Source organism: Polaromonas sp., assembly GCF_012927485.1.
Classification (GTDB): domain Bacteria; phylum Pseudomonadota; class Gammaproteobacteria; order Burkholderiales; family Burkholderiaceae_C; genus Polaromonas.
This window is the reverse complement of sequence record NZ_JABBPC010000029.1, coordinates 173617-199049: the sequence shown is the minus strand read 5'-3', so window position 1 is coordinate 199049 and position 25433 is coordinate 173617. Positions and strand designations below refer to the sequence as shown.

Genomic DNA, 25433 nt, shown 5'->3' with positions numbered 1-25433 from the left:
GGTATTCGCCAACGGGTAATTAATCCGTGGCTAGGCGTGGCTTAAAACTGGCTTTTTTTATGCCGCTTTGAACTGGATCACGTCTCCGCCCGTGGCCAGCTTGTCCAAGTAATCGGCCCATTGCTGAATCATCACAAACCGTTGTTTCACATACTGCGTGCGGTTGTAGCTGCGCCCGTTGGCATCCTTCACCGCGTGGGCTAAGTTGGCTTCAATAACGTTGTAATCAATGTCCAATTCGTCAACCAGCATGGTTCTGGCACTTGCCCGGAAACCGTGCCAGCTTTGTTCTTTGCCAAAACCCAACGCATACAAAGCACTGCGCACCGAATTATCAGAAACCGGCCTGTCATGGCTGCGTTCACCGGGGAACACGTAACGCCCGTGGCCGGTCAGTGGGTGAATGCTGCGCAGTAGGGCCACGGCCTGCGTGGGCAATGGCACCGTATGGGCTTCACCTTGTTCTTTTTCCAGCTTGGTGCGCTTCATTTTCATGCTGGGAATTGTCCATAACGCCCCGTCTAAATCAAGCTCTGCCCATTCCATCATGCGCAGATTGCCGGGGCGCTGGTACAGCAGCGGCGTTAATTGCAAAGCAGTGCGCACAATCGGCCCGCCCTTGTAACCCTTGATGGCCCGCATCAAGCCTCCCATGCGCACCGGATCAAGGATGGCTGCAAAGGTCTTGCCCCGGTAAGGCGTCAATCGGCCTTTCAGCCCCTCCGTGATATTGCGTTGCTGGACCTGTGCCGTGGGTAGCCAGTAGTCCCAAACCTGCCGCGCCAGCATCAGTACACGGTCTGCCGTTTCAATCGCGCCGCGTTCTTCCACCTTTTGCAGTGCTGCCAGCAGTTCCATGGGGTGAATCTCGACCATAAGCCTCTCACCAATCCACGGGAACAGGTCGCGCTCCAATTGCCGCAACGATCGTTCTGCATGACTTGCGCTCCACTGCGATGACTGTTTGCCGTACCAGTCCAGGGCTACGGCTTTAAATGTGTCACCGCCAGTGCGCGTGGCTTTCAGCTTTTCAACCTTGCGCAGTTGTACCGGGTCAACACCCTCGGATTTCTGGAGCTTTGCCGCGTCACGGGCTTTACGTGCTGCTTTTAGTGTCAGCTTGGGGTAGCTGCCAAGTGCCAAGCGCCCCTCTTTACCGTCGGCGTATGTTTTCCAAAACCAGCGCTTTGAGCCCGCCGGGCTGACTTCCAAATACAAACCAGACGCATCGGTGAGGCGTGCGCGAGCTTTGTCCGGTGGGCAGGTGGCTTCACGGCATTCGGAATCGGTAAGCACGGCGTTCTCCTATGAAACCGGGGAACAACTGCCAAAAGCGGCCATTTACCCCGACTTGTTCCCCGCTATGTTCCCCGGTTTTGTTTTAGCTGTCAATATCTGTCCTTGTATGCTATTGCAGCCTAAGTCACTGATTTACCAATGAAAAAGGCCTCCGAGTATCGCTACTTGGAGGCCTTTATCATGCGGTATGGTGGAGCTGGGGGGATTTGAACCCCCGTCCGCAAGCCTTGTTCGGGCAGATCTACATGTTTAGTGGTCTGATTTGAGTCTCGCCACCTGTGTCGCGCAGCCACACGCTACACAGGACGCCAGCACCCTATTTTCTCGCCTCGGGTTAAGGTACCCAGCCCGGGGCCAGCCGATGAAATTATCTTTACAGCCGGGAGCCCCTAACTTTCGTTAAAAACCCCTTGCCCAGCCCATCGGCCTGCTGTTGTAAAGCTCACTGGCAATTAAGCAGCGAGTGCGAAACGTTCGTCGTTTGCAGTTAGTTTGTTTTAGTCAGTTTTACGAGCGCACTAAGCTCGACATGCACCACACCGCGTCCGAACCCACGTCGAAACCAATGCAGCCCCAAGCCTAGTATTTTAAGCTATTCTCAGTAAATTCAAGAGCGCTAAAGGTGCGGCGATCGTGAAATCGGCATTCCAGCCTTCAATCCCGGTGGCTTGGCCCAGATAACCATAAGCGGCCGCGACGGTGGGCATTCCGGCGGCGCGACCCGCGACGATGTCGCGCTCATCATCCCCCACGTAAACACACCGCCCGGGTGCAACATCGAGCTGCCGCGCAGCCTCAAGCAGCGGCGCGGGGTGGGGTTTGGCGTGAGGTGTGGTGTCGCCGCTAATGATGGTGCGGGCGGTGTTGAACAGCGGCATGGCTTGAGTCAGCGGCACAGTGAAGCGGGCGGATTTGTTCGTTACAACGCCCCATCTAAGGCCGACATGGCCTAGGTGGGCAATCAATTCGGCGACGCCGTCAAACACACAGGTGTGAGCGGTCATGCGTGACTCGTAGTTGATAAAAAACTCTTCTTTGAGCGCCTCAAAAGTGGCGTCGTCAGGGGTCAACCCGAAAGCCACGGCAATCATGCCTCGGGCACCCGCGCCGGCCATGGGGCGATATTGCGAAAGGGGAAATGATTCCAATCCTCGATCGGTGCGCATTTTGTCGGCCGCCGCGCCCAGGTCAGGGGCACTGTCAATCAGGGTCCCATCAAGGTCGAACAGCACTGCATCGATATTTTTTAACATATCCAAAAACAAAAAACCAGAGGATTCAAGACTTTTGAGTCGATAGCATGTAGTTCACGCTGGTGTCTGCGCTGAGCCAGTAGTGGCGCGTGAACGGGTTGTATTGCAGCCCCTTGGTCTGCTGCAGGTTCAGACCCGCTGCGCGGCAGTAGCCGGCCAGCTCGCTCGGTTTGATCAATTTGGCAAACTCATGGGTGCCACGCGGCAATATTTGAAGAACGTATTCCGCGCCAACGATGGCGAACAGAAATGCTTTAGCGTTGCGATTGATGGTAGAAAAAAAGACGTATCCGCCCGGTTTGACCAACGCAGCGCAGGCTTTAACGACGGAAGACGGGTCGGGAACATGCTCCAGCATTTCCATGCACGTAACGACGTCAAAACTTCCTGGTTGCTCGACGGCAAGTGCCTCGGCACTGATCTCTCGGTAATTCACACCGTCGGTTTGAGCCTCCAGTGCGTGGAGCTGCGCCACTTTCAACGCTTTGGTTGCAAGATCGATTCCCAGTACAGCAGCGCCTTTGCGGGCCATGGAATCGGCAAGAATACCGCCACCACATCCCACATCCAGAACGCGAAGCCCCTTTAGCGAAACCAGATTGTCGATCCAATCCAGCCGAAGCGGGTTGATCTGGTGCAAAGGACGGAACTCGCTCTCCAAGTCCCACCAGCGGTGGGCGAGATCAGAGAATTTGGCCAATTCGGCGGGATCGAAGTTATCAGTTGTAGACATGAGACGATTATCGTTGACCCATAAAAAAACCGCGCCGTAGCGCGGTTTTTTTTAGCGATCCTAAAGGATTACTTGTCGGCGCGAGTGCCAACCACTTCGATTTCCACGCGACGGTTTTTCGCACGGCCTTCAGCGGTCTTGTTGTCGGCAACAGGCTGTTTCTCGCCTTTGCCTTCGGTGTAAACACGGTTTTTCTCAATGCCTTTAGACACCAAGTAAGCCTTAACGGCTTCCGAACGACGGACAGACAACTTCTGGTTGTACTTGTCGGTACCAACGGAATCGGTGTGGCCCACGGCAATGATCACTTCCAGATTGATGTCCTTGATTTTGCCGATCAGGTCATCCAACTTGGCTTTGCCTGCTGGCTTGATCACAGACTTATCAAAGTCAAAGAAAGCATCCGCTGCGTAAGTGACTTTGGTTGCAGCAAGGGGCGCAACGACCGCAGGAGCAGGTGCGGCAGCCGCAGGCGCAACTGCAGGCGCAGCAGCAACAACGGGAACAATCGCGCCATCACAGCCCGGAGCTGCGGTAGCAGGCGTCCAGTTGGCATCGCGCCAGCAGAGTTCGTTGGTGCCGTTCTTCCAGACCAGGTCTCCGTTGCCGTTTTTCCAGTTGTCAATAGTTTGTGCACCAGCGGCGGTAACTAGCGCTGCGGAAGCAAACAACATTGCAACTTTGTTGAGTTTCTTCATGGTTCTCCTCTAGAGAAAAGCCGCAGACTGGCTGCGATTAATAAATTACACGCCGTAAGTGACCATCACTCAAAGCGTTACAACAATTGTGCCACACCCATCCGAACCTTCAAGCGGGCTATAGGCTTCATCTGACAGAGAGACAAGATTCTTTGGTTTTTGTTGCGACCTAGCCACAAAGTGACCGCTATAAACTCAAGCCTTAAAATCGCAGACTTCGCTTCAGAATCTTGAAAAATCCCAATCAGGCCGCTCATGACCCAGTTCGCAAAAGAAACCCTGCCCATCAGCCTTGAAGAGGAAATGCGGCGAAGCTATCTCGATTACGCGATGAGCGTGATCGTGGGTCGCGCATTGCCTGATGCGCGGGACGGTCTCAAGCCGGTACATCGGCGCGTGCTGTTTGCCATGCACGAGCTCAGCAACGACTGGAACAAACCGTATAAGAAATCGGCCCGCATTGTGGGTGACGTGATTGGCAAGTATCACCCGCATGGTGACAGCGCTGTTTACGAGACCATTGTGCGCATGGCGCAGGACTTTTCCCTGCGCCATATGCTGGTGGATGGCCAGGGCAATTTTGGCTCGGTCGACGGCGACAACGCGGCAGCCATGCGATACACCGAAATTCGCATGTCGAAGATCGCCCATGAGTTGTTGGCTGACCTGGACAAGGAAACCGTCGATTTCGGGCCCAACTACGATGGCAGCGAAAACGAGCCGCTGGTCATGCCAGCCCGGTTCCCCAATTTGCTGGTGAATGGTTCATCGGGCATTGCGGTGGGCATGGCCACCAACATCCCCCCCCACAACCTGAACGAAGTTGTGGACGCCTGCCTGCATCTGCTGAAGAATCCTGAGGCCTCGATAGACGAACTGATGGAAATCGTGCCAGCCCCCGACTTCCCCACTGCCGGCATCATTTATGGCATCCAGGGCGTCAAGGACGGCTATCGCACCGGTCGGGGTCGGGTGGTGATGCGGGCCAAGGTCCATTTCGAAGACATCGACAAAGGCCAGCGCCAGTCCATCATCGTCGACGAACTACCCTACCAGGTCAACAAAAAAACCCTGCAAGAACGCATGGCGGAGCTGGTGCACGAGAAGAAAATTGAAGGCATCAGCCACATCCAGGACGAGTCTGACAAATCCGGCATGCGACTGGTGATAGAACTCAAGCGCGGCGAAGTGCCCGAGGTGGTGCTCAACAACCTGTACAAGCAAACTCAGTTGCAGGATACGTTTGGCATGAACATGGTGGCGCTGATCGACGGCCAGCCCAAGCTGTGCAACCTCAAAGACCTGATTAAGGTGTTCTTGCAGCACCGGCGCGAGGTGGTAACACGCCGCACAGTGTTCACGCTGCGCAAGGCACGCGAACGTGGCCATGTATTAGAAGGGCTCGCCGTCGCCCTGGCCAACATTGACGACTTTATTGCCATTATTCGCAATGCACCAACCCCGCCGGTTGCGAAAACCGAACTGATGTTGCGCCCTTGGGACAGCAGCCTGGTACGCGGAATGCTCACCCGCGTCCGCGCCGATGGCGGGTTGGTCAACGCCGACGATTACCGCCCTGACGGGCTTGGGAAGGCCTTCGGCATGGGCAGCGACGGCCTCTACCGCCTTTCAGAGGTTCAGGCGCAGGAAATCTTGCAAATGCGCCTGCAACGCCTGACCGGTCTGGAACAGGACAAGATCGTTGCCGAATACCGGGAAGTCATGTCCGAAATTGACGACCTGCTCGATATTCTGGCCAAGCCAGAGCGGGTCTCGACCATCATTAGTGATGAGCTGACGGCAATCAAGAATGAGTTTGGTCAGACCAAGTTGGGCGCGCGGCGCAGCCTGATTGAACACAGCTCGTTCGACCTCAGCACTGAAGACCTGATAACCCCTACCGACATGGTGGTGACGCTGTCCCACACCGGCTACATCAAGAGTCAACCCCTCTCGGAATACCGGGCGCAAAAACGAGGGGGCCGTGGCAAGCAGGCGACCGCCACTAAAGAAGACGACTGGGTCGACCAGCTATTCATCGCCAACACGCATGACTATATTTTGTGTTTTTCCAATCGGGGCCGCCTCTACTGGCTCAAGGTATGGGAAGTCCCTGCGGGCTCACGCGGCTCACGCGGCCGACCGATTGTGAACATGTTCCCCTTGCAAGAAGGTGAAAAAATCACGGTAGTCCTGCCCCTGACAGGAGAAAAGCGCAGCTTTCCGGCCGACCAGTATGTCTTTATGGGTACCTCCATGGGCACGGTCAAAAAAACAACGCTGGACGAATTCAGCAACCCTCGAAAGGCCGGCATTATCGCTGTTGATCTCGACGATGGCGACTTCCTTGTCGGCGCATCTCTCACCGACGGTCAACACGACGTCATGCTCTTCAGCGATGGCGGCAAGGCCGTCCGTTTTGACGAAAACGACGTCCGTCCGATGGGCCGCAACGCACGAGGTGTGCGCGGCATGATGCTCGAAGACGGCCAGAGCGTCATTGCCATGCTGGTTGCAGAGGACGAGCAGCAAAGCGTGCTGACGGCGACGCAGAACGGCTACGGCAAGCGCACCTCCATCACCGAGTACACCCGCCATGGCCGGGGCACAAAGGGCATGATCGCGATCCAGCAAAGCGAACGCAACGGCAAGGTGGTTGCCGCGACACTGGTCCGCGCTGACGATGAAATTATGCTGATCACCGACACGGGGGTACTTGTTCGCACGCGGGTGAGTGAAATTCGCGAGATGGGCAGGGCTACCCAAGGAGTGACGCTCATTGGCCTCGACGAAGGCTCACAATTAAGCGGTCTTCAGCGAATTGTCGAAAACGATGCCACCTTGAACGACGACACTGAAAACAACCCAGGCGATGATGCCTCAAACCAAGAAACTAATTCATGAAAAAACTCATTCTCACGCTGGCGATTGCCGGCCTTGCCTGCTCCGCCACCCTGCATGCGCAAACAGCCGATCCAAAAATCGAATTGGCCAAGAAAGTTGTCGCCCTTCAACAAGGCCCGGAGCTTGAGCGGCTCGTGGCTCAGCTCGCAGGCACAACGACTCAGGAGCTAATTGCCAAGTGGGAACCCAAACTGGAAGCAAACGTATCCAAGGCCAAACAGAAAAAGGTTTCAGAGGATCTCAATGCAGCGCTCAAGACCTATGCGGCAGACGCCAACCAGTTGATCAGCAAGCAGGTGAGCAAAGTCAGCAGCGACGTCCTGGTACCGGCTTATGCAGAGCGTTTCACCGTGGAAGAGCTGCAGCAGATTGCAGCTTTTTTTGAGTCTCCCGCCATTAAAAAATATCAGGCCACGGCACCTGAACTTGGAAACGTTTTTATCCAGAAACTGGTCGAGGCGTCACGTTCCGATGTGGTCGCACGTATCAAGCAGTTCGATGACGCAGCGCTCAAGATTGTTGGCCCTGCACCTGCCGCCTCCGGGTCGGGCAAGTCGCCCAAGAAATGACCAGGCCTTTCAATTTTTCTGCTGGCCCCGCCACTCTGCCTGAAGAAGTCCTGCAACAGGCCGCAGGCGAAATGCTGGATTGGCATGGCAGCGGCATGGGCGTCATGGAAATGAGCCACCGCAGCAACGAATTCGTCTCCATTTACGAAAATGCGGAAGCCGATTTTCGTGAATTGATGGCGGTTCCGCCACACTTCAAAATATTGTTCATGCAAGGCGGCGGACTCGCAGAGAACGCCATCGTCCCGTTGAATATTTCACGCGGCGCCTCGGCCGATTTCATAGTGACCGGCAGCTGGAGCGACAAGTCGCAAAAGGAAGCCCGGAAATATTGCGACGTGCAAATCGCCGCCACCAATGCAAACTCTGACTACACCAGCTTGCCGCCTCCCGCTAGCTGGAAACTGCGGCGAGACGCAAGCTATGTGCATGTCTGCAGCAACGAAACCATCCATGGCGTGGAGTTTCAGGAGCTGCCCGATTTAAAGGGACTTGGAAGTGATGCGCCGCTGGTCATCGATTTTTCGTCCCACGTGGCGTCCCGGCCAGTTGACTGGTCACGGGTTGGCCTGGCTTTTGGCGGCGCACAAAAAAATCTCGGTCCGGCTGGCGTGACACTGGTGGTGGTCGGGGAAGACTTGCTCGGCCATGCGCTGCCAGCTTGCCCTAGCGCATTTGATTACAAAATAGTGGCGGACAACCACTCCATGTACAACACCCCCCCAACCTATTCCCTCTATGTTGCGGGCCTGACCTTTCAATGGCTAAAACGTCAGAAGGAAGGAACGGCGACAGGTGTCGGTGCGATGGAAAAACGCAATCTTGCGAAAGCGCAATTGTTGTACGACGCGATAGATCATTCCCAGTTCTACGTCAACCGCGTTAGCAAGGACTGCCGTTCACGCATGAACGTGCCCTTTTTTCTGCGCGATGAATCGCGAAACGAAGCGTTCCTGGCTGGCGCAAAAGCGCGGGACCTGTTGCAACTTAAAGGCCACAAGTCCGTCGGTGGCATGCGCGCCAGCATCTACAACGCCATGCCGCTGGCCGGCGTAAAGGCGCTGGTGGACTACCTGCGAGATTTCGAACAAAAGCAGGCCTGAGATGACTTCCACCCCCCTCGCCGACCTGCGCATCCAGATTGACGCGATAGACAGAGAATTGCTTGCCCTCATGAACCGCCGCGCGCAGGTGGCGCAGCAAGTCGGAGACGTCAAAAAACGCGAAGGAACACCCTTCTTTCGTCCCGACCGGGTTGCCCAGGTAATTGAGCAGGTCGAGCGGGCCAACACCGGCCCCCTGAAAAACACGCACGTGGCAGCCGTGTGGCGTGAAATCATGTCAGCCTGCCTGGCCCTTGAATCGCCGGTGCGAGTGGCCTATTTAGGCCCTGCTGGAACCTTCAGCGAACAGGCCGCATTGCAGTTTTTTGGTGCGAGTATTGAGCACGTTCCCTGCGTCAGTATTGATGAAGTGTTTCGTGCTACCGCAGCCGGTAGTGCCAGTTATGGCGTTGTGCCAGTTGAAAATTCCACCGAGGGCGTGGTGTCGCGCTCGCTTGACCTGTTTTTGAGCTCACCCCTGCACATTGTTGGCGAAATCAGCCTGATGGTGCGACACAACCTTTTGCGACTGTCCGAATCGCTGGAAAACATCGAAGCCGTTTATGCCCACCCACAGGCTTTGGCGCAATGCCAGGGTTGGCTGAACACGCACCTTCCCAATGCCGAACGCCGGACGGCATCGAGCAACGCAGAGGGCGCACGCCTGGCCTCGACCAACCCGGCCTGGGCCGGCATCGCCAGCGATCGTGCGGCAACCCAATTTGGACTACATACAGCGGCCCACGCGATTCAGGATGACGCATTTAACCGCACACGTTTTGTCGTGGTGTGTTTGCCGCAAACGCTATCCTCGCCGCCCGCCTCCAAAAAAGACTGCATCAGCCTCGTGGTATCGGTGCCCAATCGCCCCGGCGCTGTGCACGACATTCTGGTTCCACTGAAAGTCCACGGGGTGTCCATGACCCGCTTCGAATCCCGCCCGGCACGCTCCGGCCAGTGGGAATATTACTTTTATATCGACCTGCAAGGCCATCCGTCGCAGGACCATGTGCAAGCGGCGCTGACTGATTTACAGCGCCTGTGTGCCTTTTATAAAGTCCTGGGAATCTACCCAGTGAGCGATTGAGATGATCCCCACGCTTGTCGCTTCGCGTACTACGCTGCCCCCGGGAGGGGCTAATTTCCCTTGGGGCGGCCCAGCGGGAAAATACATGACCCTCTCACTCGCCACATCATGTCGGAATTTTCACCATGTTTGAACAATTAGGGCTTATTGGGTGCGGCCTGATGGGCGGTTCTTTTGCACTGGCACTTAAGCGCGCCGGGCTGGTCAAACGCATCGTCGGCTACAGCAAATCCCCTTCAACGACAGAGCGCGCGCGCCAAATGGGCGTGATTGACGTTGCAGCCCCCTCCGCCCTGCTGGCCGTCTCGGGAGCCGATATCGTCTTGCTGGCGATACCGGTGTCCGCCACCGAAGCCACCTTCAAGGCCATCCGGCATCTCGTAGGCCCCAACACGCTCATCATGGATGTGGGTTCGACCAAGCGCGATGTGGTGGATGCGGCGCGGCGCGTCCTGCGTGATCACGTCGGCTGTTTTGTTCCTTGCCATCCTATTGCCGGCAAGGAGGTTTCGGGCGTTGAGCACGCTGACGCGAATCTCTACAAAGGCAAGCAGGTCATCCTGACGCCGATTGAGCGTACTTACACTGTCCAGTTGCAAAAGGCAACTGATGTCTGGACCGCATTGGGGTGCCATGTGCTGAAGATGTCGCCGCAGTCTCACGATGCCGCTTATGCTGCAGTCAGCCACCTTCCCCACCTGATCGCCTTCGCCCTGATCAATGGGATTGCGGGCCAAGAACATGGCAAAGACTACATGTCATTAGCGGGACCCGGCTTTCGCGACTTCACTCGAATTGCAGCCAGCGATCCAAGAATGTGGCGCGACATCTTGATGGCAAATCGCGAAGAGCTGCTTGCACAGTCAAAAATTTTCCAACAAACGCTGCAGGCCCTCGAACAACTGATTGCCAGTGACAGTGGTGATGTGCTGGAAGTCCTGCTTGAGCGAGCCAGCGAGACGCGCGCCAACTGGCGGGTCTCTCCGCAAAAATCACATCCGTAGGTTCCGGTCCATGTTCGATATCGAGTACCTGGATATTCCACCGCTGGCCAGGGCAGCAGGCACAACTCGCCTGCCCGGTTCCAAAAGTATTTCCAACCGAATCTTGCTGCTCGCCGCACTGAGTCGGGGACCAACCACAGTGCACGACCTGCTGGCATCCGAGGACACCGCCGTGATGCTGACGGCGCTGAAGCAGCTCGGCTGTACGGTGACGCAAGACGGTACTACAGCGGTGATCGGCGGCATGGCGGCTACACTCATTCACCGCAAAGCAGTACTTTTCATGGGCAACGCTGGCACTGCCATGCGGCCGCTGACGGCGGCTCTCGCGCTGCTCGGCGGAGAATTTGAGCTGTCCGGCGTGCAACGTATGCACGAACGACCGATTGGGGATCTGGTCGATGCGCTGAGGTTGCTGGGGTGTTCTATCGAATACACCGGCAACGAGGGCTTCCCCCCGCTGCGAATAAGACCGGGATTGAACCCTTTGGCGCTGGATAAGCCGATTCGTGTGCGCGGCGACGTTTCAAGCCAGTTTCTGACCGCCCTGTTGTTGGCGCTGCCGCTGGTAGCGAGTCGCGATATTTGCATTGAGGTCGTGGGTGAGCTGATTTCACGGCCCTACATCGGAATCACGCTCAACCTGCTCAAGCGTTTTGGGATTTCGGTCCAGCGCGAGGGCTGGCAGCGATTTACCATCCCGGCGGGCAGCCACTATCAGTCGCCCGGTGAAATTTACGTTGAAAGTGACGCCTCTTCTGCCAGTTATTTCATAGCACTGGGCGCTATAGCAGAAGGCGTTCCTAGTAAAAACGGTATAGAGATTCTAGGCGTGGGCGCCGACTCTATTCAGGGTGACATCCACTTCGTCGAGGCCGCCCGGTTGATGGGAGCCCAGATCGAAAGCACACCAAACTCGCTACGCATCTCGCGCGGCTCCTGGCCGCTCAAGGCGATTGATCTGGATTGCAATCACATTCCAGACGCGGCGATGACATTGGCCGTCATGGCGCTGTATGCCGATGGCACCACCACGCTGCGCAATATCGCGAGTTGGCGCGTCAAGGAAACCGACCGCATTGCCGCCATGGCCTGCGAACTGAGAAAACTTGGCGCCACAGTCGAGGAAGGGGCTGATTTCATCAGGATCACGCCGCCAGCTTCCTCGAAAGAATGGAAAAACGCCTCCATTCACACCTATGACGACCACCGTGTAGCCATGTGTTTTTCGCTGGCGGCATTCAACCCGGCGCAGCTGCCCGTCAGAATCCTTGACCCAAAGTGCGTCGCCAAGACCTTTCCGGATTATTTTGAAGCGCTGTTTGATCTGGTGGAAGCGGACACTGCCAATATCCCCGTGATTTGTATTGATGGCCCCACCGCGTCCGGAAAAGGAACGCTGGCCGCATTGACGGCCCATCGGCTCGGCTACCATTATCTCGACTCAGGCGCCTTGTATCGTTTAAGCGCCTACGCCGCGGCGCGTTCCGGAGTGGATCTTGACGACGAATCCGGTGTGGCGCGAATTGCCCGCGCATTGCCAGTTCGATTTAAGGGCGACCGGATTTTCCTCGATGCGGAGGATGTGTCTGACGCAATTAGAACCGAAGCGGCCGGCATGGCCGCCTCCAAAGTCTCGGTCCACCGGCAGGTCCGCGACGCCTTGCTAGCCCTGCAACACAGCTTTCGGCAACTGCCCGGCTTGGTGGCGGATGGCCGCGACATGGGAACCGTCGTTTTCCCTGACGCCGGTCTCAAAATCTACCTGACGGCGAGTGCACGCCATCGGGCCGAGCGCCGACATAAGCAATTGATTTCAAAGGGGAATCCGGCTACAATAGTCGCGATTCAGCGAGATTTAGAAGCGCGTGACCGCAGAGATATGTCTCGGCAAACCGCTCCTTTAAAACCCGCTGATGACGCCCGGTTGCTAGACAACTCCAATCTTTCTATCGAGAAATCGACAGCTTTGGTGATTGACTGGTGGCAGGGTAGCCGGCCCTTCTGACCCCCGACGCGTACTCTCACCAGGAAACGCCTGGTCACCAGGATTACTCACGCAACCCGCGGTCTGACGTCTCGTTCGGCCGCACAAAATCGCCGCATGCAGCTATAAAAACAATAGCAATTTCGCTATTGGAATCCTGTCTTGTGGATTAGGAAATTAATGTCTGAATCTTTTGCCGATCTATTTAACGAATCGCTGCAACGCTGTGAAATGCGTTCTGGCGAAGTCATCACCGCTGAAGTAGTACGTATCGACCACAACCACGTTGTCGTCAATGCCGGACTCAAATCCGAGGCTTATGTCCCCCTCGAAGAATTCAAAAACGACCAAGGTGAACTCGAAGTTCAGGTCGGCGACTTTGTGTCCGTGGCCATCGACTCGGTCGAAAACGGCTATGGCGACACCCTTCTTAGCCGCGATAAGGCCAAGCGTCTGGCCTCATGGATGAGCCTTGAAAAAGCCCTGGAATCCGGCGAATTTGTGACTGGACAGACCAGCGGCAAAGTCAAGGGTGGCCTGACCGTTCTGGTCAATGGCATCCGCGCTTTCCTCCCTGGCTCACTCATCGACACCCGCCCCATCAAGGACTTGTCTCCGTACGAGAACAAGACCATGGAATTCAAGGTTATCAAGCTCGACCGCAAGCGCAACAACGTGGTGTTGAGCCGCCGCGCTGTCGTGGAAGCCAGCATGGGCGAAGAGCGCGCCAAGCTGATGGAAACCTTGAAAGAAGGCTCTGCGGTCAAGGGCATCGTCAAGAACATTACCGAATACGGTGCGTTCGTTGACTTGGGTGGCATTGACGGCCTTCTGCACATCACCGACATGGCATGGCGTCGTGTACGTCACCCAAGCGAAGTGGTCACTGCTGGCCAGGAAATCATCGCCAAGATCCTGAAGTTCGACACCGAGAAAAACCGCGTCTCCCTGGGTCTGAAGCAAATGGGCGACGACCCTTGGATGGGCGTGAACCGCCGCTACCCACAAAGCACCCGCTTGTTTGGCAAGATCACCAACATCGCCGATTACGGCGCGTTTGTGGAACTCGAGCCGGGCATTGAAGGTCTGGTGCACGTGTCCGAGATGGACTGGACGAACAAAAACGTCGCGCCAAGCAAGCTTGTAGCGCTTGGTGACGAAGTCGAAGTGATGGTCCTTGAAATCGACGAAGACAAACGCCGTATCAGCCTGGGCATGAAGCAGTGCAAGGCCAACCCATGGCAAGAGTTTGCAGTGGAAACCAAGCGCGGCGACCGCGTCAAGGGTCCGATCAAATCGATCACTGACTTTGGCGTTTTTGTGGGCCTGGCTGCCGGTATCGACGGTCTGGTGCATTTGTCCGACCTGTCTTGGAACGAGCCTGGTGAGGCCGCTGTTCGCAACTACAAAAAGGGGCAGGAAGTCGAAGCGATCGTGCTGGCTGTCGATGTCGATCGCGAGCGTATCTCCCTGGGTATCAAGCAGCTTGATTCCGATCCGTTCACCACCTTCGTGTCGATCAACGACAAAGGCGCGATTGTCACCGGCAAGGTCAAGACGGTTGATGCCAAAGGCGCCGAGATCGATCTGGGTGAAGACATCATTGGCTACCTGCGTGCCAGCGAAATCAGCCGCGACCGCGTTGAAGACGCGCGCAACGTCCTGAAAGAAGGCGACGAAGTGTCAGCAGTGGTGGTGAACGTGGATCGCAAGACCCGCAACATCCAACTGTCAGTGAAAGCCAAGGACAACGCGGACCAACAGGAAGCCATGGCGAACCTGAGTCAGCAGTCGTCCCGCGAGAGCGCCGGTCTGACCAGCTTGGGCGCGCTATTGCGGGCCAAGCTCGAAAACAGCGACAAGTAAACTGGCCTCGCTGCGGTGTAATGCGCCTGAAGGCGGGTTACACCGCAGTTCCGTCACTTGATTCATGACCCGAAGCGATCTTGTAGAAGAACTGGCAGCCCGATTTGTCCAGCTCACGCAACGCGATGCCGAATATGCCGTCAAGACCATTCTTGATGCCATGAGCGACGCGCTGGTGCGCGGCCACCGGATCGAAATTAGGGGATTCGGTAGTTTCTCCATCAACCGGCGGCCACCGCGCATCGGCAGAAATCCCCGCTCTGGAGAGAGCGTGGCCATCCCTGAAAAACGGGTGCCTCATTTCAAGCCGGGGAAAGCATTGCGGGAAGCGGTGGATGCACGGACCCAAGAACTGCTTGCGGTCACAAATATCAAATAAGTGCGCAGGTTTCCCCGCGATGGTCTGACTACAATCGCCTAGACCACAAGGAGAATTGGCAAGTGAAATATCTGATGTGGCTGCTCAAGGCAGCCATTTTTTTTACGTTGTTTGCTTTTGCCCTGAACAACCAGCAAACGGTTGCGGTGCATTTCTTTTTTGGCACGGTGTGGCAAGCCCCTTTGGTGCTGGTCGTGCTGGCCGCCTTCGCTTGCGGATTGGCGCTGGGCATTTTCGTCATGATCCCGCGCTGGTGGAAGAAACGCAAAGCAGCGCTGCGCTACCCGACTGGCTCCTCGGCTTTCGGCGCCGCCCCGGCTGTCACTGACACCCCCTCCCCGATTCACCATGGAATTTGATTTCACCTGGGTGTTGCTTGGCTTTCCGGTCGCGTTCACGCTGGGCTGGCTGGCCTCGCGGCTGGACCTGAGACAACTGCGTATTGAAAACCGCCAGGCGCCCAAAGCTTATTTCAAGGGGCTGAACTTTCTGCTGAATGAGCAGCAGGACCAAGCCATTGACGCTTTCATTGAAGCGGTACAAAACGATCCCGATACGTCCGAACTCCACTTTGCACTCGGTAACCTGTTTCGCCGCCGCGGCGAGTATGAGCGTGCCGTGCGGGTGCATGAGCATCTGATGTCACGCGGCGACCTGACGCAACCCGAACGCGATCGGGCGCAGCATGCGTTAGCGCTCGACTTCCTCAAGGCCGGTTTGCTTGACCGGGCCGAGTCGGCGCTGCGAAAACTCGAGGGCACGCCGTTCGCGGAAGAAGCCCGTCTCGCGCTGCTGTCGATTTACGAACGCTCGCGCGACTGGTCCAACGCGACGGAAATCGCCGCCAGGCTCGGTAGTTCCAGCCATGGCAGTTTTAGTACGCGGCAGGCCCACTACTTGTGCGAGCAAGCCAGCACGTATGCGGCCGCCGGGGATACCAGCAAGGCCATCAGCAGCCTGCATGAAGCCTCGGCCATCGCGCCCGCATCAGCCAGACCGCTGATTGATCTTGCGAAGCTGCTGGCCCAGCTGGGCCAGCCGCAAGACGCGTTAAACACCTTGCTTCAGCTGGGAAAAACGGCACCGCTGGGGTTGCCGCTGGCCGCAGGGCTTTTGGCAAACATCGCATTAAGCAGTGGTCAGCAATCGGCTGCGCTGGATCTCCTGAAGGCGAGTTATGCGCAAATACCATCGATTGATGTCATTGAGGCTATCGTCAAACTTGAAAAAGACCCGGTGACCGCCCGACGCTGGTACGTGCAACACCTGGAGCGTCAAGCCTCTCTTATCGCTGCCGGCAAATGGATTGCCGGCGAAAAACACGAAGATGAACATTCCCATGAACTTGTCATGCGCGCGCTTGACCAAGCCACCAAGCCCTTGATGCGCTATCGCTGTGCCGCCTGCGGCTTTGAGGCCACCCATCATTTTTGGCACTGCCCGGGCTGCCAAGCCTGGGACAGCTACCCGACACGCCGGATTGAAGAGCTGTAACCCGACAAGACGACTATGCAACTGACGCCAGAAAAAATCTCTTCGGCCCGCGTTCTTGTGGTGGGCGACACCATGCTGGACCGCTATTGGTACGGAGCGGTAGACCGTATTTCGCCCGAGGCCCCCGTACCCATCGTGCGCGTGACACACACTGAAGAACGTATTGGCGCTGCGGCCAACGTGGCTTACAACATCGTCACCCTCGGTGCCCAGGCATCGCTGTTGAGCGTCGTCGGCGATGACGGAGACAGTCGTATTCTGGAGGCATTGGTGGCCAAAACAGGCATCACGCCTTACTTTGGCCGCGATGCGCAACTCAAAACTACCGTCAAACTGCGCGTCATTGGCCGTCAGCAACAGCTACTGCGGCTTGATTTTGAAAACACACCTAAAAACGAAGTACTGGCGTCCCAGTCCGCCACTTTCGAACGACTGCACTTACAGCATGACGTGGTGCTGTTTTCTGACTATGGCAAAGGTGGCTTGGCGCACATCTTATTGATGATTGCAAAGGCGCGTGCAGCAGGAAAGGTAGTCATGGTTGATCCCAAAGGCGCTGACTACGGACGCTACAAAAATGCCAGCATCGTCACGCCCAATCGCGTCGAACTGGAGCAGGTGATTGGGCACTGGAACGATGAAGATGATCTGCGCATCAAAGCCCATAATCTGCGGACCACGCTGAACCTGGACGCCCTCCTCCTGACCCGCAGCGAAGAAGGGATGACACTGTTTGACGCGCAAGGCGAGCTGCATGTGCCCGCTGTGGCTAGAGAAGTGTTCGACGTGACGGGTGCCGGCGACACCGTCATTGCCACGCTTGCCGCCATGAGCGCCAGCGGCCTGAGCCTGCGCGACGCGGTCCCCATTGCCAACCGGGCCGCCGGCATCGTAGTTGGCAAATTTGGAACCGCAACAGTCAACTACAACGAGCTGTTTGACGCACCCTAAAACCAGTACCGCATAGAGCACGAGGACTTCCCCATGAAAATCGCAGTGACCGGCGCCGCCGGCTTTATTGGCAGTAATCTGGTCAAAGGGCTCAACGCCCGCGGCATTGACGACATCATTGCTGTAGATGACCTGACCGACGGTGACAAATTCCGCAATCTGGCCGACCTGAAAATTGCCGACTACGTGGATGCCGACGACTTTTACGACCTCTTTGCCGAAGGGGCGTTCGGTCAGGTTGAAGCCGTGTTTCATGAGGGTGCCTGCAGCGACACCATGGAACTGGACGGCAAATTCATGATGGACAACAACTACACGCTATCCTGCGAATTGTTCCACGCCTGTCAGGACCAGGGCACCCGCCTGCTCTACGCCTCGTCAGCGGCGACTTACGGCGGCTCCGACACCTTCAGCGAATCCCCTGAGTTTGAGCGTCCGTTAAATGTTTACGGGTATTCCAAGCTGCTCTTCGACCAGCGCCTGCGGCGAGAACTCGGTGCCAAATTCGAGAACGCTTCGACGCAAGTAGCCGGATTCAGGTATTTCAATGTGTATGGTCCGCGCGAGCAACACAAGGGCCGCATGGCCAGCGTGGCGTTTCACCAATTCAAGCAGTTTCAAACCGAGCGCAGAGTCAAACTTTTTGGAGAATACGGCGGCTATGGCGCGGGTGGTCAGATGCGCGACTTTGTCTTCATCGACGATGTCGTAAGCGTCAACCTCTGGTTTCTGGACCATCCCGAAAAATCCGGCATTTTTAATCTGGGCACCGGGAGAGCACAACCTTTCAATGACGTGGCTATGGCGGTTGTGAATACCTTGCGGCAGAGCAAAAACGCAGCCCTTCTGACCGTTGAGGAGGCCGTACTTGGTGGCCTGATCGACTACATTGACTTTCCTGCCGCTCTTGTAGGCAAGTACCAGAGCTACACGCAAGCCGACCTAAGCGCCTTGCGCGAAGCCGGCTGCCAACACACCTTTGCCGACGTTCAAACGGGAGTGTCTGCTTACATGCAGTGGTTGAACGGCGCCAAAAACTAAAGCTTCTTCGCTTAAAAACGAAGCGCGGCTGTCAACCCGCTTGAAAATGGGCCGTTATGGGAAGGACCCATTCCCCTACAGGGATAAGTTGTGCATTTGGTTTCATCTAATTTTTGAGGAGTTTTCTCATGTTCAAGAAATTACTGGCATTTTTTGCCGCCATGTCCCTCATTGCAGCGTTTGCTGCGGTTGACGTTAACAAAGCCACTGAAGCCCAACTCGACGGCATCAAGGGCATCGGTCCTGCCACCACCAAGCAGATTATTTCAGAACGCAAAAAAAGCGAATTCAAGAACTGGGACGACTTCATCAGCCGCGTTAAAGGTGTGGGCGATAAAAATGCCGCCAAGTTCTCCGCTGAGGGCCTGACCGTCGGCGCTGCAAGCTATCAAAGCCCGGCCTCAACACCGGCCAAGGCCAAAGCCGATAGCAAGAAAACCGAGAAGCCAATCACTGAAAAAGCCAAAGATGCTGCAGTGGCAACCAAGGATGCCGTCAAGGGTGCCGCTATCAGCACCAAGGACGCGGTCAAGGGTGCAGCAATCAACACCAAGGACGCCGTAAAGGAAGCCGCGCAAGACGCCAAGAAGGCCGTGACGCCGAAATCGGACAGCAAAGTGGATGCAGCTAAACCTGTCGCCAGCGCCGCCAAAAAGTAAATTCGCTCTTTGCCAATCAAAACCCGTCTGTTGGCGGGTTTTTTCTTGCCTTATTGATCTATCGGGAGATGGTAACGGGCATCAGCCCGCATTATTTTTTATAGTAATTGACGCCGTGCCTGATCATCCCGGGCCGATACACGACCCCAACCTTTCCTCAATGCAAAGTGAAACCTGAAGCTTCGATCGTAGAGAGAATGCACATCAGATCATCCGATCTACGCGGCCACGAATTGGCGGTCGATATGGTCTTTCCAGCGCCACACCCAACGGCCTTCGACGCTGATGTCGCCCCACGCGGCAATGGCGTAGCGCCCGCCGCACGAAAGGAGATTGAGCGTATGCGCGGGCAGTTGGTATGACTTCAGCGGCTGGTCCTGCAGCGCGGCACGCAGATTGATCAGCAACGGCGGACCCGCGTGCACCGCATGGAGACCGCTTCGCGGATGCAACGCATCAACGTGGCTAGCCACATCGCCGGCAGCAAACACATGCGGGTGACTGGTGCTTTGCTGAAAACAGTTGATGGCCAAAAACCCGGCAGTATCGAGTGCCAGGCCGCTGTCAGCCAGCCACGTCGGCGCCTGCGCGCCTACAGCAAGCAGCGGCGCATCACAGGCCAGACGCGCCCCGCTGGCAAGCATGATCTCTTCAAGCTCCACGCCGACGCAGGCATCTGGCAATACGGTAATCTGCTGGTTCCACAGGGCTCTGAGTACTCTGCGCTGGACGCTCGCAGGGTAATTTTGCGCTGGTGCCGGACCGCCAGTCACCAGCGTCACGCGGCTGCCGCTCGCGCAGGATGGCCCGTTCAATACGTGGGCGGTGGCCATGGCAAGTTCGAGCCCCGCCGCGCCCGAACCCACCACGGCCAGGTGAATGGGTCGGCCTTGGCCCATCACAGCCACTTGAGGCCAGAGCTGGCCAAAGATTTCTATGGGACGCACAAACAACGCATGCTCCCGTGCGCCGGGCATTTCCACCTCGATCTTCTCGCGGTCCACCACTGAACCGGTATTTAAGCTCAGCCAGTCATAGGCCACGGTTTCCCCGTTGGCCAGTGTGACCGTTTTCGCATCGGGATCAATTGACACGGCGCTGCTGGGGATATAACGCGCACCGCAGCGCGAGAGCAATCCTTCCAGCGAAATGACGCACTCGTCCAGCGCGTAGTGACCCGCCACAAAGCCCGGCACCATATCTGAGTAGAGCTGCTGCGGGTAAGGCGAGATTACGGTGAGGTTCAAGTCAGCCACCCGGTGTTGCGCCAGGCCATGCAGCACATGCACATGGGAATGGCCCGCGCCCAGCAGCACAAGATGTTTCGAGTCCGTCGATGAGGTGATGGTCGAATTCATGGTGACAGTGTGACATCTGCCACATACCCCAGGCTGTGGCCGCCGGTGTTATCGGCATCCCCGCCGACCAGTATGGCCTCCAGCGGCGGCACGGTTGCGCTTTCATGGCCGAAGGCACGGCGGAAATCAGCGCCCAGATCTCGCGTGTGCTCGACCCACTGGCCCAGGCGCTGTTCACCGCTATCCAGAACCATCATGCGCACGCGATGGGTAAAGGCGTTATCCAGCAAGGTTCCGGGTGCCAGGGTGGCGTCCCACACGTAACACAGCGTTGCGGAAGGCAGCTTTTCGCCGCTCACCGAACGTCCCGCTCGCAGCAGGTTGCGTTCGACGAATCCCAACTTGTCCAGCGGCATGTCAAACAGCGCGCAGACTTTAAGCGGGCTGTCGTCGCCTTCGCGGCGGCGAAGGTCGGCCTCTCGCAGCGGCTCGTCAAGTCTCCAGCGCCAGCGCAGTTGGGTGCCTGGCGCAGGCACCACGTTCGGAAGTTCATGCACCAGATTCGCGTAGGAGCGGTTGGTCTGCACGCGCAACACGGCATGGCCATCGATCGGCGTAATGTCGAACTGGGTCAGCGGCTTGCGGCTGTTGGGCAGGCCGACCACATGCCACGGTGCGGGGGGCACGGTTCCGCTGGCCGAAGAGAAAGGGGTCAAGGCTGGTGCGGAAAGGCCTGCGTCGGATGGCGCGGCTGGTTGACTAAAAACAGCCGTAGTAAAGGTCCAGAGAACGCAAGCAACCATTAATAAAATAGCATCCCGACAATTTGAGCGAAGAGGCCGGTTCATCTCAACTCCTTTTCCAGTCGTGGTATTTGCGCGCCCATTCGAGCAGTCGCACGGGCTGATGCGCGCGCTTCCATTCGCCAGCAGCATATTTGTTGGCTTCAGAGAACGTCGGGTAAGTGTGCACGGTGGAAAGAATTTTGTTCAGCCCGAGCCCGTGCTTCATAGCCAACACGTACTCAGCCAACAGATCACCCGCATGGCTCCCCACCAGCGTGGCACCCAGAATTTTGTCACTGCCCGGAACGGTGAGCACCTTCACGAAACCATGGGCCTCGCTGTCTGCAATGGCGCGGTCCAGATCCTTCAGACGGTATTGGGTGACCTCGTACGCAACGCCTTTTTCCTTCGCCGCCTGCTCGTTCAGTCCCACGTGTGCGATCTCAGGATCGACGAATGTGGTCCAGGGGATCACCGAGTAATCCGCCTTAAACAACTTGAAGTCGCCAAACAACGCGTTAACGGCGGCGTACCAAGCCTGATGCGCGGCCACATGCGTGAGTTGGTACGGCCCGGCCACGTCACCAGCGGCGTAGATATTCGGGTATACCGTCTGCAGGTATTCGTTGGTTTCCACGGTGCGCTCGGTTGGAATGCCAAGCTCTTCCAGTCCGTAGCCGGTCAGTCGAGCCACCCGACCGACCGCGCAGATGAGTTGGTCGAATTCGATACCGACTTCCTGGCCCTGGCGCGCCACCCACAAGGTTTTGGTATCGCCCGTTTTGACACAACGAAGTGCTTTGTGTCCGGTGAGTACGACGATTCCGTCCGCCTCCAAAGCACTCTGGACCAGTGCCGACACGTCCTCGTCCTCGCGGTTCATCAGGCGCAATGCCATTTCCACCTGCGTTACCTGCGAGCCAAGCCGTGCAAAGGCCTGTGCCAGTTCACAGCCGACGGGGCCCCCGCCCAGCACGACCAAGCGCCGGGGCACCTGGTCCAGCTTGGCAAACTCATCCCATAGCGTGTCGCTGGTCACGTAGCCCACGTCGCGCCCCGCAGCGGTGGCAAGAAATTCGGGTATCTGGGGCCGTGCACCTGCGGCAATCACGATGCTGCGGGTGGTCAGCGTTTGGCTACCCCCCTGATTCAATGCAATCTCCACGGTCCACGGATTGACGATTCGGGCATGGCCCCGCAGCACCTCCACGCCCAAAGCCGCGTAGCGTTCTACGCTGTCATGCGGCTCGATGGTGCGAATAACGTCTTGCACCCGCTGCATCAATGTCTTGAAGCAGAACTTGGCGGGACTGTCCAATAGACCGTAGTTCGAGCCACGCGCCATCTCATGGGCAAGCTTTGCGCTTCGAATCAGCGCCTTGGACGGCACGCAGCCGTAATTCAAGCAGTCGCCGCCCATCTTGTGGGCCTCCACCAAACTTACCTTGGCCTTGACGGCGGCGGCAATGTACGCGGTGACCAGCCCGCCTGCGCCCGCGCCGATCACAATCAAATTACGGTCAAAGCGGACCGGCCGAACCCCATTCCACCGCGCATACACTTTGCGGCGCTTGAAAAAATTGAGCGCTTGACTAAGCACCAGCGGCGCCAGCCCCAGCAGCGCGAATGAGCCAATCAATCCTGGCGAGAGAATAGATTTGAGGGAATCGATCTTCGCAATCTGAGTACCTGCGTTCACGTAAACCACGGTCGCGGCGAACATCCCGACTTGGCTGACCCAACAGTAGGTCCAAGTTTTCATGCGCGTAAGACCCATCAGCAGGTTGAGTACAAAAAACGGCACGACCGGGATCAGGCGGAGCGTAAAAAGGTAAAAAGCACCCCCCTTCTCAATGCCTCGATTCAACTCGTCGAGACGCCGACCGAAGCGCTGTTGAATTGTGCTCTGCAGCAAATAGCGCGCGGCAAGCATGGCCAGCGTCGCCCCAATGGTTGAGGCCAGCGATACGACCACTGTGCCCCAGATCAAGCCGAATATGGCACCGGCCGCCAGGGTGAGGAGGGTGGCACCCGGCAATGACAACGCAGTGATCGCCACATACACGGCGAAGAAGATCAGCGTCACCCAGACCGGCCTCTGATGAAAGAGCACTGCAAAAGAGGACTGGTGGTCCTTGATGACTGCCAGGCTGAAATAGCGGCCAAGGTCGAACCCAAAAAAAACGATGAGGCCTGCTAGCAAGAGCAAGGCGATGATGGTTTTACGCGAGTTCACAACTATTTCCTCGTGTCTTATTATTACGAATCTTACGGTGACCTGGCTTATGCCAGAAAAATTTGTTTCGCACTGTAAGAAAAACCCAGCTGCGCCGACAAGGGGCATGCACCACGCACCGGCGACGTCGGCGGAAATGGCTCAAAATCTAATGGTCGCAGAATCCGCCGTGTACACAACCAAGGAAGGTATAACGATGAGCCAGTCACTGGTGGGAGTGATAGGAGGCAGCGGGCTTTACCAAATGGACGCGCTGCAGGACGCTCAGGAGCACCGAATGAACACGCCGTTTGGCGCGCCTTCCGACGTGTTGGTAACGGGTCGCGTTCACGGCGTAGCTGTAGCGTTTTTGGCCCGCCACGCTCGTGGCCACCGCTTGCTGCCCACCGAGGTGCCGTACCGCGCCAACATCCACGCCATGAAACAGCTCGGCGTGCGTTACCTGCTATCGCTGTCGGCCGTCGGCTCGCTGCGGGAGGATTTCAAACCCCTCGATATGGTGCTGCCGGACCAGTTCATCGACCTGACCAAACGGCGCGAAAGTAGCTTTTTCGGCCAAGGTGCCGTCGCTCACGTGTCGATGGCACAACCGGTTTGTGCGGCAGCATCCGGCGTACTCGCCCGCGCTGTGCGCACGGTGCTTGGCGCAGAGGCTCCCGACCACGGAGTCACCCTGCATGAACACGGCACATATGTGTGCATCGAGGGTCCGCAGTTTTCAAGCCTGGCCGAATCCCATTGGTACCGGAGCATGGGCGCGGCTGTCGTCGGCATGACCAACATGCCCGAGGCCAAGCTGGCACGCGAGGCGCAGATGGCTTACACCACCCTCGCCATGGTGACTGATTACGACTGCTGGCATCCGCGCGAGGCCTCGGTGACGGTCGACATGGCGCTGGCCAATCTATTCAAAAATGCGGGCCGCGCGCAGCAGGTGGCCGCAGAGGCCATCCGCCTACTGGGAACTGAACGGCCCGTGAGCGAAGCGCACAGCGCGCTTAAAAGCGCACTCGTTACCCAGCCCGACGAAATGTCTGCCGAGGTGCGTGCACGGTTGGCGCTGCTTTTGGCCTGATTCGACGAACTGATTTTTTTGACGGACCTCCCTTATTTATGCACGACACCCTGCCCCTGCTGGAACGGACCCCCTTCCCAGCCATTAGCCGCAGTCGCCTGGACATCTTGCAAGTCAACCTTGGCTACAAGTGCAACCAGAGCTGTGTTCACTGTCACGTCAACGCTGGTCCGAGCCGCACCGAAATGATGGATGACGCAACGCTCGCATTGATTCCAGAAGTGCTCAAGGCGCGCGGCTTGGGCACGCTGGACTTGACCGGTGGTGCCCCCGAGCTACACCCTGGCTTTCGCGACCTGGTGTGCGCGGCGCGTGAACAAGGCGTGCGGGTGATTGATCGCTGCAACCTCACCATTCTGTTTGAACCCGGGCAGGATGGACTGGCACAGTTTCTGGCCGCGCAGCAGGTTGAGGTGGTGGCCTCGCTGCCCTGCTACTCCGCCGCCAACGTGGACCAGCAACGCGGCGACGGCGTCTTCGACAAGAGTATTGCCGCACTAAAACAACTCAATTCACTTGGCTACGGGCAGCCAGGCTCCGGCTTGCACCTGGACCTGGTGTACAACCCACAGGGGCCGTTGCTGCCGCCAGATCAGCAAACGCTGCAAGCCGATTACAAGCGAGAGCTGTTTCAGCATTTCGGCATCGTCTTCAACCAGCTATTCGCGCTGACGAACATGCCGATCCAGCGCTTTGGCTCAACCTTGGTGTCCAAGGGTACGTTTGACAGTTACCTCAACCTGCTCAAGGACAGCTTTCAGCCGCAGAACCTGGCCGGAGTCATGTGTCGCAGCCTGGTCAGCGTGGACTGGCAAGGCTGGCTGTCTGACTGCGACTTCAACCAACAACTTGGCCTGCCGCTGGGAACGTCCGGACTGCGCCATCACCTGCGCGATCTTCTCAAAACCAGCCTTCAAAATCGGCCCATCCGGGTGGCAGGGCATTGCTACGGCTGCACCGCCGGTCAGGGCAGCAGCTGCGGCGGGGCGCTGGAGCACTAACGGGGCACCAG

Annotated in this window: 22 protein-coding genes and 1 other RNA gene; 15 read left to right on the top strand and 8 right to left on the bottom strand. The window is 57.3% G+C overall.

Annotation, left to right across the window (positions count from 1 at the left end; genetic code table 11):
* Window positions 1–57: 57 nt before the first annotated feature.
* The 5 genes from HHJ16_RS11825 to ompA all read right to left on the bottom strand — a co-directional run bounded on the left by HHJ16_RS11825 (window position 58) and on the right by ompA (window position 3983).
* Window positions 58–1296, bottom strand: a complete 1239-nt coding sequence (locus HHJ16_RS11825; RefSeq protein ID WP_296900767.1) for an integrase arm-type DNA-binding domain-containing protein — start codon at window positions 1294–1296, stop codon at window positions 58–60.
* A 191-nt stretch (window positions 1297–1487) separates the two neighbouring features.
* Window positions 1488–1874: a transfer-messenger RNA gene (ssrA, locus tag HHJ16_RS11820) on the bottom strand.
* A gap of 12 nt (window positions 1875–1886) precedes the next feature.
* Complete coding sequence (gene gph / locus HHJ16_RS11815) at window positions 1887–2552, bottom strand: phosphoglycolate phosphatase (protein WP_296900765.1); 666 nt, start codon at window positions 2550–2552, stop codon at window positions 1887–1889.
* A gap of 25 nt (window positions 2553–2577) precedes the next feature.
* Complete coding sequence (ubiG, locus tag HHJ16_RS11810; RefSeq protein WP_296900763.1) at window positions 2578–3285, bottom strand: bifunctional 2-polyprenyl-6-hydroxyphenol methylase/3-demethylubiquinol 3-O-methyltransferase UbiG; 708 nt, start codon at window positions 3283–3285, stop codon at window positions 2578–2580.
* 68 nt (window positions 3286–3353) lie between these two features.
* Window positions 3354–3983, bottom strand: coding sequence for an outer membrane protein OmpA (gene ompA, locus HHJ16_RS11805; RefSeq protein WP_296900761.1), 630 nt, complete (start codon window positions 3981–3983; stop codon window positions 3354–3356).
* A gap of 255 nt (window positions 3984–4238) precedes the next feature.
* Here ompA and gyrA point away from each other — a divergent pair, with 255 nt between their 5' ends.
* The 13 genes from gyrA (at window position 4239) to HHJ16_RS11740 (ending at window position 19027) form a co-directional block, all read left to right on the top strand.
* On the top strand, window positions 4239–6887 hold the full coding sequence (gyrA, locus tag HHJ16_RS11800; RefSeq protein WP_296900759.1) for a DNA gyrase subunit A: 2649 nt from the start codon (window positions 4239–4241) through the stop codon (window positions 6885–6887).
* Window positions 6884–7456, top strand: coding sequence for a DUF2059 domain-containing protein (locus HHJ16_RS11795; RefSeq protein ID WP_296900757.1), 573 nt, complete (start codon window positions 6884–6886; stop codon window positions 7454–7456). Before gyrA ends, HHJ16_RS11795 begins: the two co-directional genes overlap by 4 nt.
* Window positions 7453–8559: a 3-phosphoserine/phosphohydroxythreonine transaminase gene (serC, locus tag HHJ16_RS11790; protein ID WP_296900755.1), complete on the top strand. Its 1107-nt coding sequence runs from the start codon at window positions 7453–7455 to the stop codon at window positions 8557–8559. The genes HHJ16_RS11795 and serC overlap by 4 nt, the downstream gene beginning before the upstream one ends.
* Window position 8560: 1 nt before the next feature.
* Window positions 8561–9646 (top strand): prephenate dehydratase, encoded by a 1086-nt coding sequence (gene pheA, locus HHJ16_RS11785; protein WP_296900753.1) that lies wholly within the window; start codon window positions 8561–8563, stop codon window positions 9644–9646.
* Window positions 9647–9771: 125 nt separating this feature from the next.
* A complete protein-coding gene (locus HHJ16_RS11780; protein ID WP_296900751.1) occupies window positions 9772–10650 on the top strand; it encodes a prephenate dehydrogenase/arogenate dehydrogenase family protein in 879 nt (292 codons plus the stop codon).
* 10 nt (window positions 10651–10660) lie between these two features.
* Window positions 10661–12658: a bifunctional 3-phosphoshikimate 1-carboxyvinyltransferase/cytidylate kinase gene (locus HHJ16_RS11775; RefSeq protein WP_296900749.1), complete on the top strand. Its 1998-nt coding sequence runs from the start codon at window positions 10661–10663 to the stop codon at window positions 12656–12658.
* Between the two features lie 159 nt (window positions 12659–12817).
* The gene (rpsA, locus tag HHJ16_RS11770; protein WP_296900747.1) at window positions 12818–14503 is read left to right on the top strand and encodes a 30S ribosomal protein S1; all 1686 of its coding nucleotides are present in this window, start codon (window positions 12818–12820) and stop codon (window positions 14501–14503) included.
* Window positions 14504–14567: 64 nt separating this feature from the next.
* Window positions 14568–14882: an integration host factor subunit beta gene (locus HHJ16_RS11765; protein ID WP_296900744.1), complete on the top strand. Its 315-nt coding sequence runs from the start codon at window positions 14568–14570 to the stop codon at window positions 14880–14882.
* A 62-nt stretch (window positions 14883–14944) separates the two neighbouring features.
* A complete protein-coding gene (locus tag HHJ16_RS11760; protein ID WP_296900742.1) occupies window positions 14945–15241 on the top strand; it encodes a lipopolysaccharide assembly LapA domain-containing protein in 297 nt (98 codons plus the stop codon).
* Window positions 15231–16376 (top strand): lipopolysaccharide assembly protein LapB, encoded by a 1146-nt coding sequence (gene lapB / locus HHJ16_RS11755; protein ID WP_296900741.1) that lies wholly within the window; start codon window positions 15231–15233, stop codon window positions 16374–16376. The genes HHJ16_RS11760 and lapB overlap by 11 nt, the downstream gene beginning before the upstream one ends.
* Before the next feature lie 15 nt (window positions 16377–16391).
* Complete coding sequence (gene rfaE1 / locus HHJ16_RS11750) at window positions 16392–17327, top strand: D-glycero-beta-D-manno-heptose-7-phosphate kinase (protein ID WP_296900739.1); 936 nt, start codon at window positions 16392–16394, stop codon at window positions 17325–17327.
* A gap of 33 nt (window positions 17328–17360) precedes the next feature.
* Entirely contained in the window at window positions 17361–18368 is a 1008-nt protein-coding gene (gene rfaD / locus HHJ16_RS11745; RefSeq protein WP_296900737.1) for an ADP-glyceromanno-heptose 6-epimerase, read from the top strand.
* A gap of 128 nt (window positions 18369–18496) precedes the next feature.
* Window positions 18497–19027: a helix-hairpin-helix domain-containing protein gene (locus HHJ16_RS11740; RefSeq protein WP_296900735.1), complete on the top strand. Its 531-nt coding sequence runs from the start codon at window positions 18497–18499 to the stop codon at window positions 19025–19027.
* A gap of 218 nt (window positions 19028–19245) precedes the next feature.
* Here HHJ16_RS11740 and HHJ16_RS11735 read toward each other — a convergent pair whose 3' ends face one another.
* From HHJ16_RS11735 to HHJ16_RS11725, 3 genes are all read right to left on the bottom strand, one after another.
* Window positions 19246–20385 carry an FAD-dependent oxidoreductase gene (locus HHJ16_RS11735; RefSeq protein ID WP_296900733.1) on the bottom strand — a complete coding sequence of 380 codons (1140 nt, stop codon included), beginning with the start codon at window positions 20383–20385 and terminating at the stop codon, window positions 19246–19248.
* Entirely contained in the window at window positions 20382–21041 is a 660-nt protein-coding gene (locus HHJ16_RS11730) for a DUF3047 domain-containing protein (RefSeq protein WP_296900731.1), read from the bottom strand. Before HHJ16_RS11730 ends, HHJ16_RS11735 begins: the two co-directional genes overlap by 4 nt.
* A gap of 133 nt (window positions 21042–21174) precedes the next feature.
* The gene (locus HHJ16_RS11725; RefSeq protein WP_296900729.1) at window positions 21175–23346 is read right to left on the bottom strand and encodes an FAD-dependent oxidoreductase; all 2172 of its coding nucleotides are present in this window, start codon (window positions 23344–23346) and stop codon (window positions 21175–21177) included.
* A gap of 196 nt (window positions 23347–23542) precedes the next feature.
* On the opposite strand from HHJ16_RS11725, the gene mtnP reads away from it, so the two are divergent.
* Window positions 23543–24421, top strand: a complete 879-nt coding sequence (gene mtnP, locus HHJ16_RS11720) for an S-methyl-5'-thioadenosine phosphorylase (RefSeq protein ID WP_296900727.1) — start codon at window positions 23543–23545, stop codon at window positions 24419–24421.
* 38 nt (window positions 24422–24459) lie between these two features.
* The gene (gene arsS / locus HHJ16_RS11715) at window positions 24460–25422 is read left to right on the top strand and encodes an arsenosugar biosynthesis radical SAM (seleno)protein ArsS (protein WP_296900725.1); all 963 of its coding nucleotides are present in this window, start codon (window positions 24460–24462) and stop codon (window positions 25420–25422) included.
* Window positions 25423–25433 lie beyond the last annotated feature (11 nt).

Bases quoted from the DNA above. Each gene is read 5' to 3' on its own strand.
- gph (WP_296900765.1), bottom strand. From the start codon at position 2,552: ATGTTAAAAAATATCGATGCAGTGCTGTTCGACCTTGATGGGACCCTG.
- ubiG (WP_296900763.1), bottom strand. From the start codon at position 3,285: ATGTCTACAACTGATAACTTCGATCCCGCCGAATTGGCCAAATTCTCT.
- ompA (WP_296900761.1), bottom strand. From the start codon at position 3,983: ATGAAGAAACTCAACAAAGTTGCAATGTTGTTTGCTTCCGCAGCGCTA.
- gyrA (WP_296900759.1), top strand. From the start codon at position 4,239: ATGACCCAGTTCGCAAAAGAAACCCTGCCCATCAGCCTTGAAGAGGAA.
- HHJ16_RS11795 (WP_296900757.1), top strand. From the start codon at position 6,884: ATGAAAAAACTCATTCTCACGCTGGCGATTGCCGGCCTTGCCTGCTCC.
- serC (WP_296900755.1), top strand. From the start codon at position 7,453: ATGACCAGGCCTTTCAATTTTTCTGCTGGCCCCGCCACTCTGCCTGAA.
- pheA (WP_296900753.1), top strand. From the start codon at position 8,561: ATGACTTCCACCCCCCTCGCCGACCTGCGCATCCAGATTGACGCGATA.
- HHJ16_RS11780 (WP_296900751.1), top strand. From the start codon at position 9,772: ATGTTTGAACAATTAGGGCTTATTGGGTGCGGCCTGATGGGCGGTTCT.
- HHJ16_RS11775 (WP_296900749.1), top strand. From the start codon at position 10,661: ATGTTCGATATCGAGTACCTGGATATTCCACCGCTGGCCAGGGCAGCA.
- rpsA (WP_296900747.1), top strand. From the start codon at position 12,818: ATGTCTGAATCTTTTGCCGATCTATTTAACGAATCGCTGCAACGCTGT.
- HHJ16_RS11765 (WP_296900744.1), top strand. From the start codon at position 14,568: ATGACCCGAAGCGATCTTGTAGAAGAACTGGCAGCCCGATTTGTCCAG.
- lapB (WP_296900741.1), top strand. From the start codon at position 15,231: ATGGAATTTGATTTCACCTGGGTGTTGCTTGGCTTTCCGGTCGCGTTC.
- rfaE1 (WP_296900739.1), top strand. From the start codon at position 16,392: ATGCAACTGACGCCAGAAAAAATCTCTTCGGCCCGCGTTCTTGTGGTG.
- rfaD (WP_296900737.1), top strand. From the start codon at position 17,361: ATGAAAATCGCAGTGACCGGCGCCGCCGGCTTTATTGGCAGTAATCTG.
- HHJ16_RS11740 (WP_296900735.1), top strand. From the start codon at position 18,497: ATGTTCAAGAAATTACTGGCATTTTTTGCCGCCATGTCCCTCATTGCA.
- HHJ16_RS11735 (WP_296900733.1), bottom strand. From the start codon at position 20,385: ATGAATTCGACCATCACCTCATCGACGGACTCGAAACATCTTGTGCTG.
- mtnP (WP_296900727.1), top strand. From the start codon at position 23,543: ATGAGCCAGTCACTGGTGGGAGTGATAGGAGGCAGCGGGCTTTACCAA.
- arsS (WP_296900725.1), top strand. From the start codon at position 24,460: ATGCACGACACCCTGCCCCTGCTGGAACGGACCCCCTTCCCAGCCATT.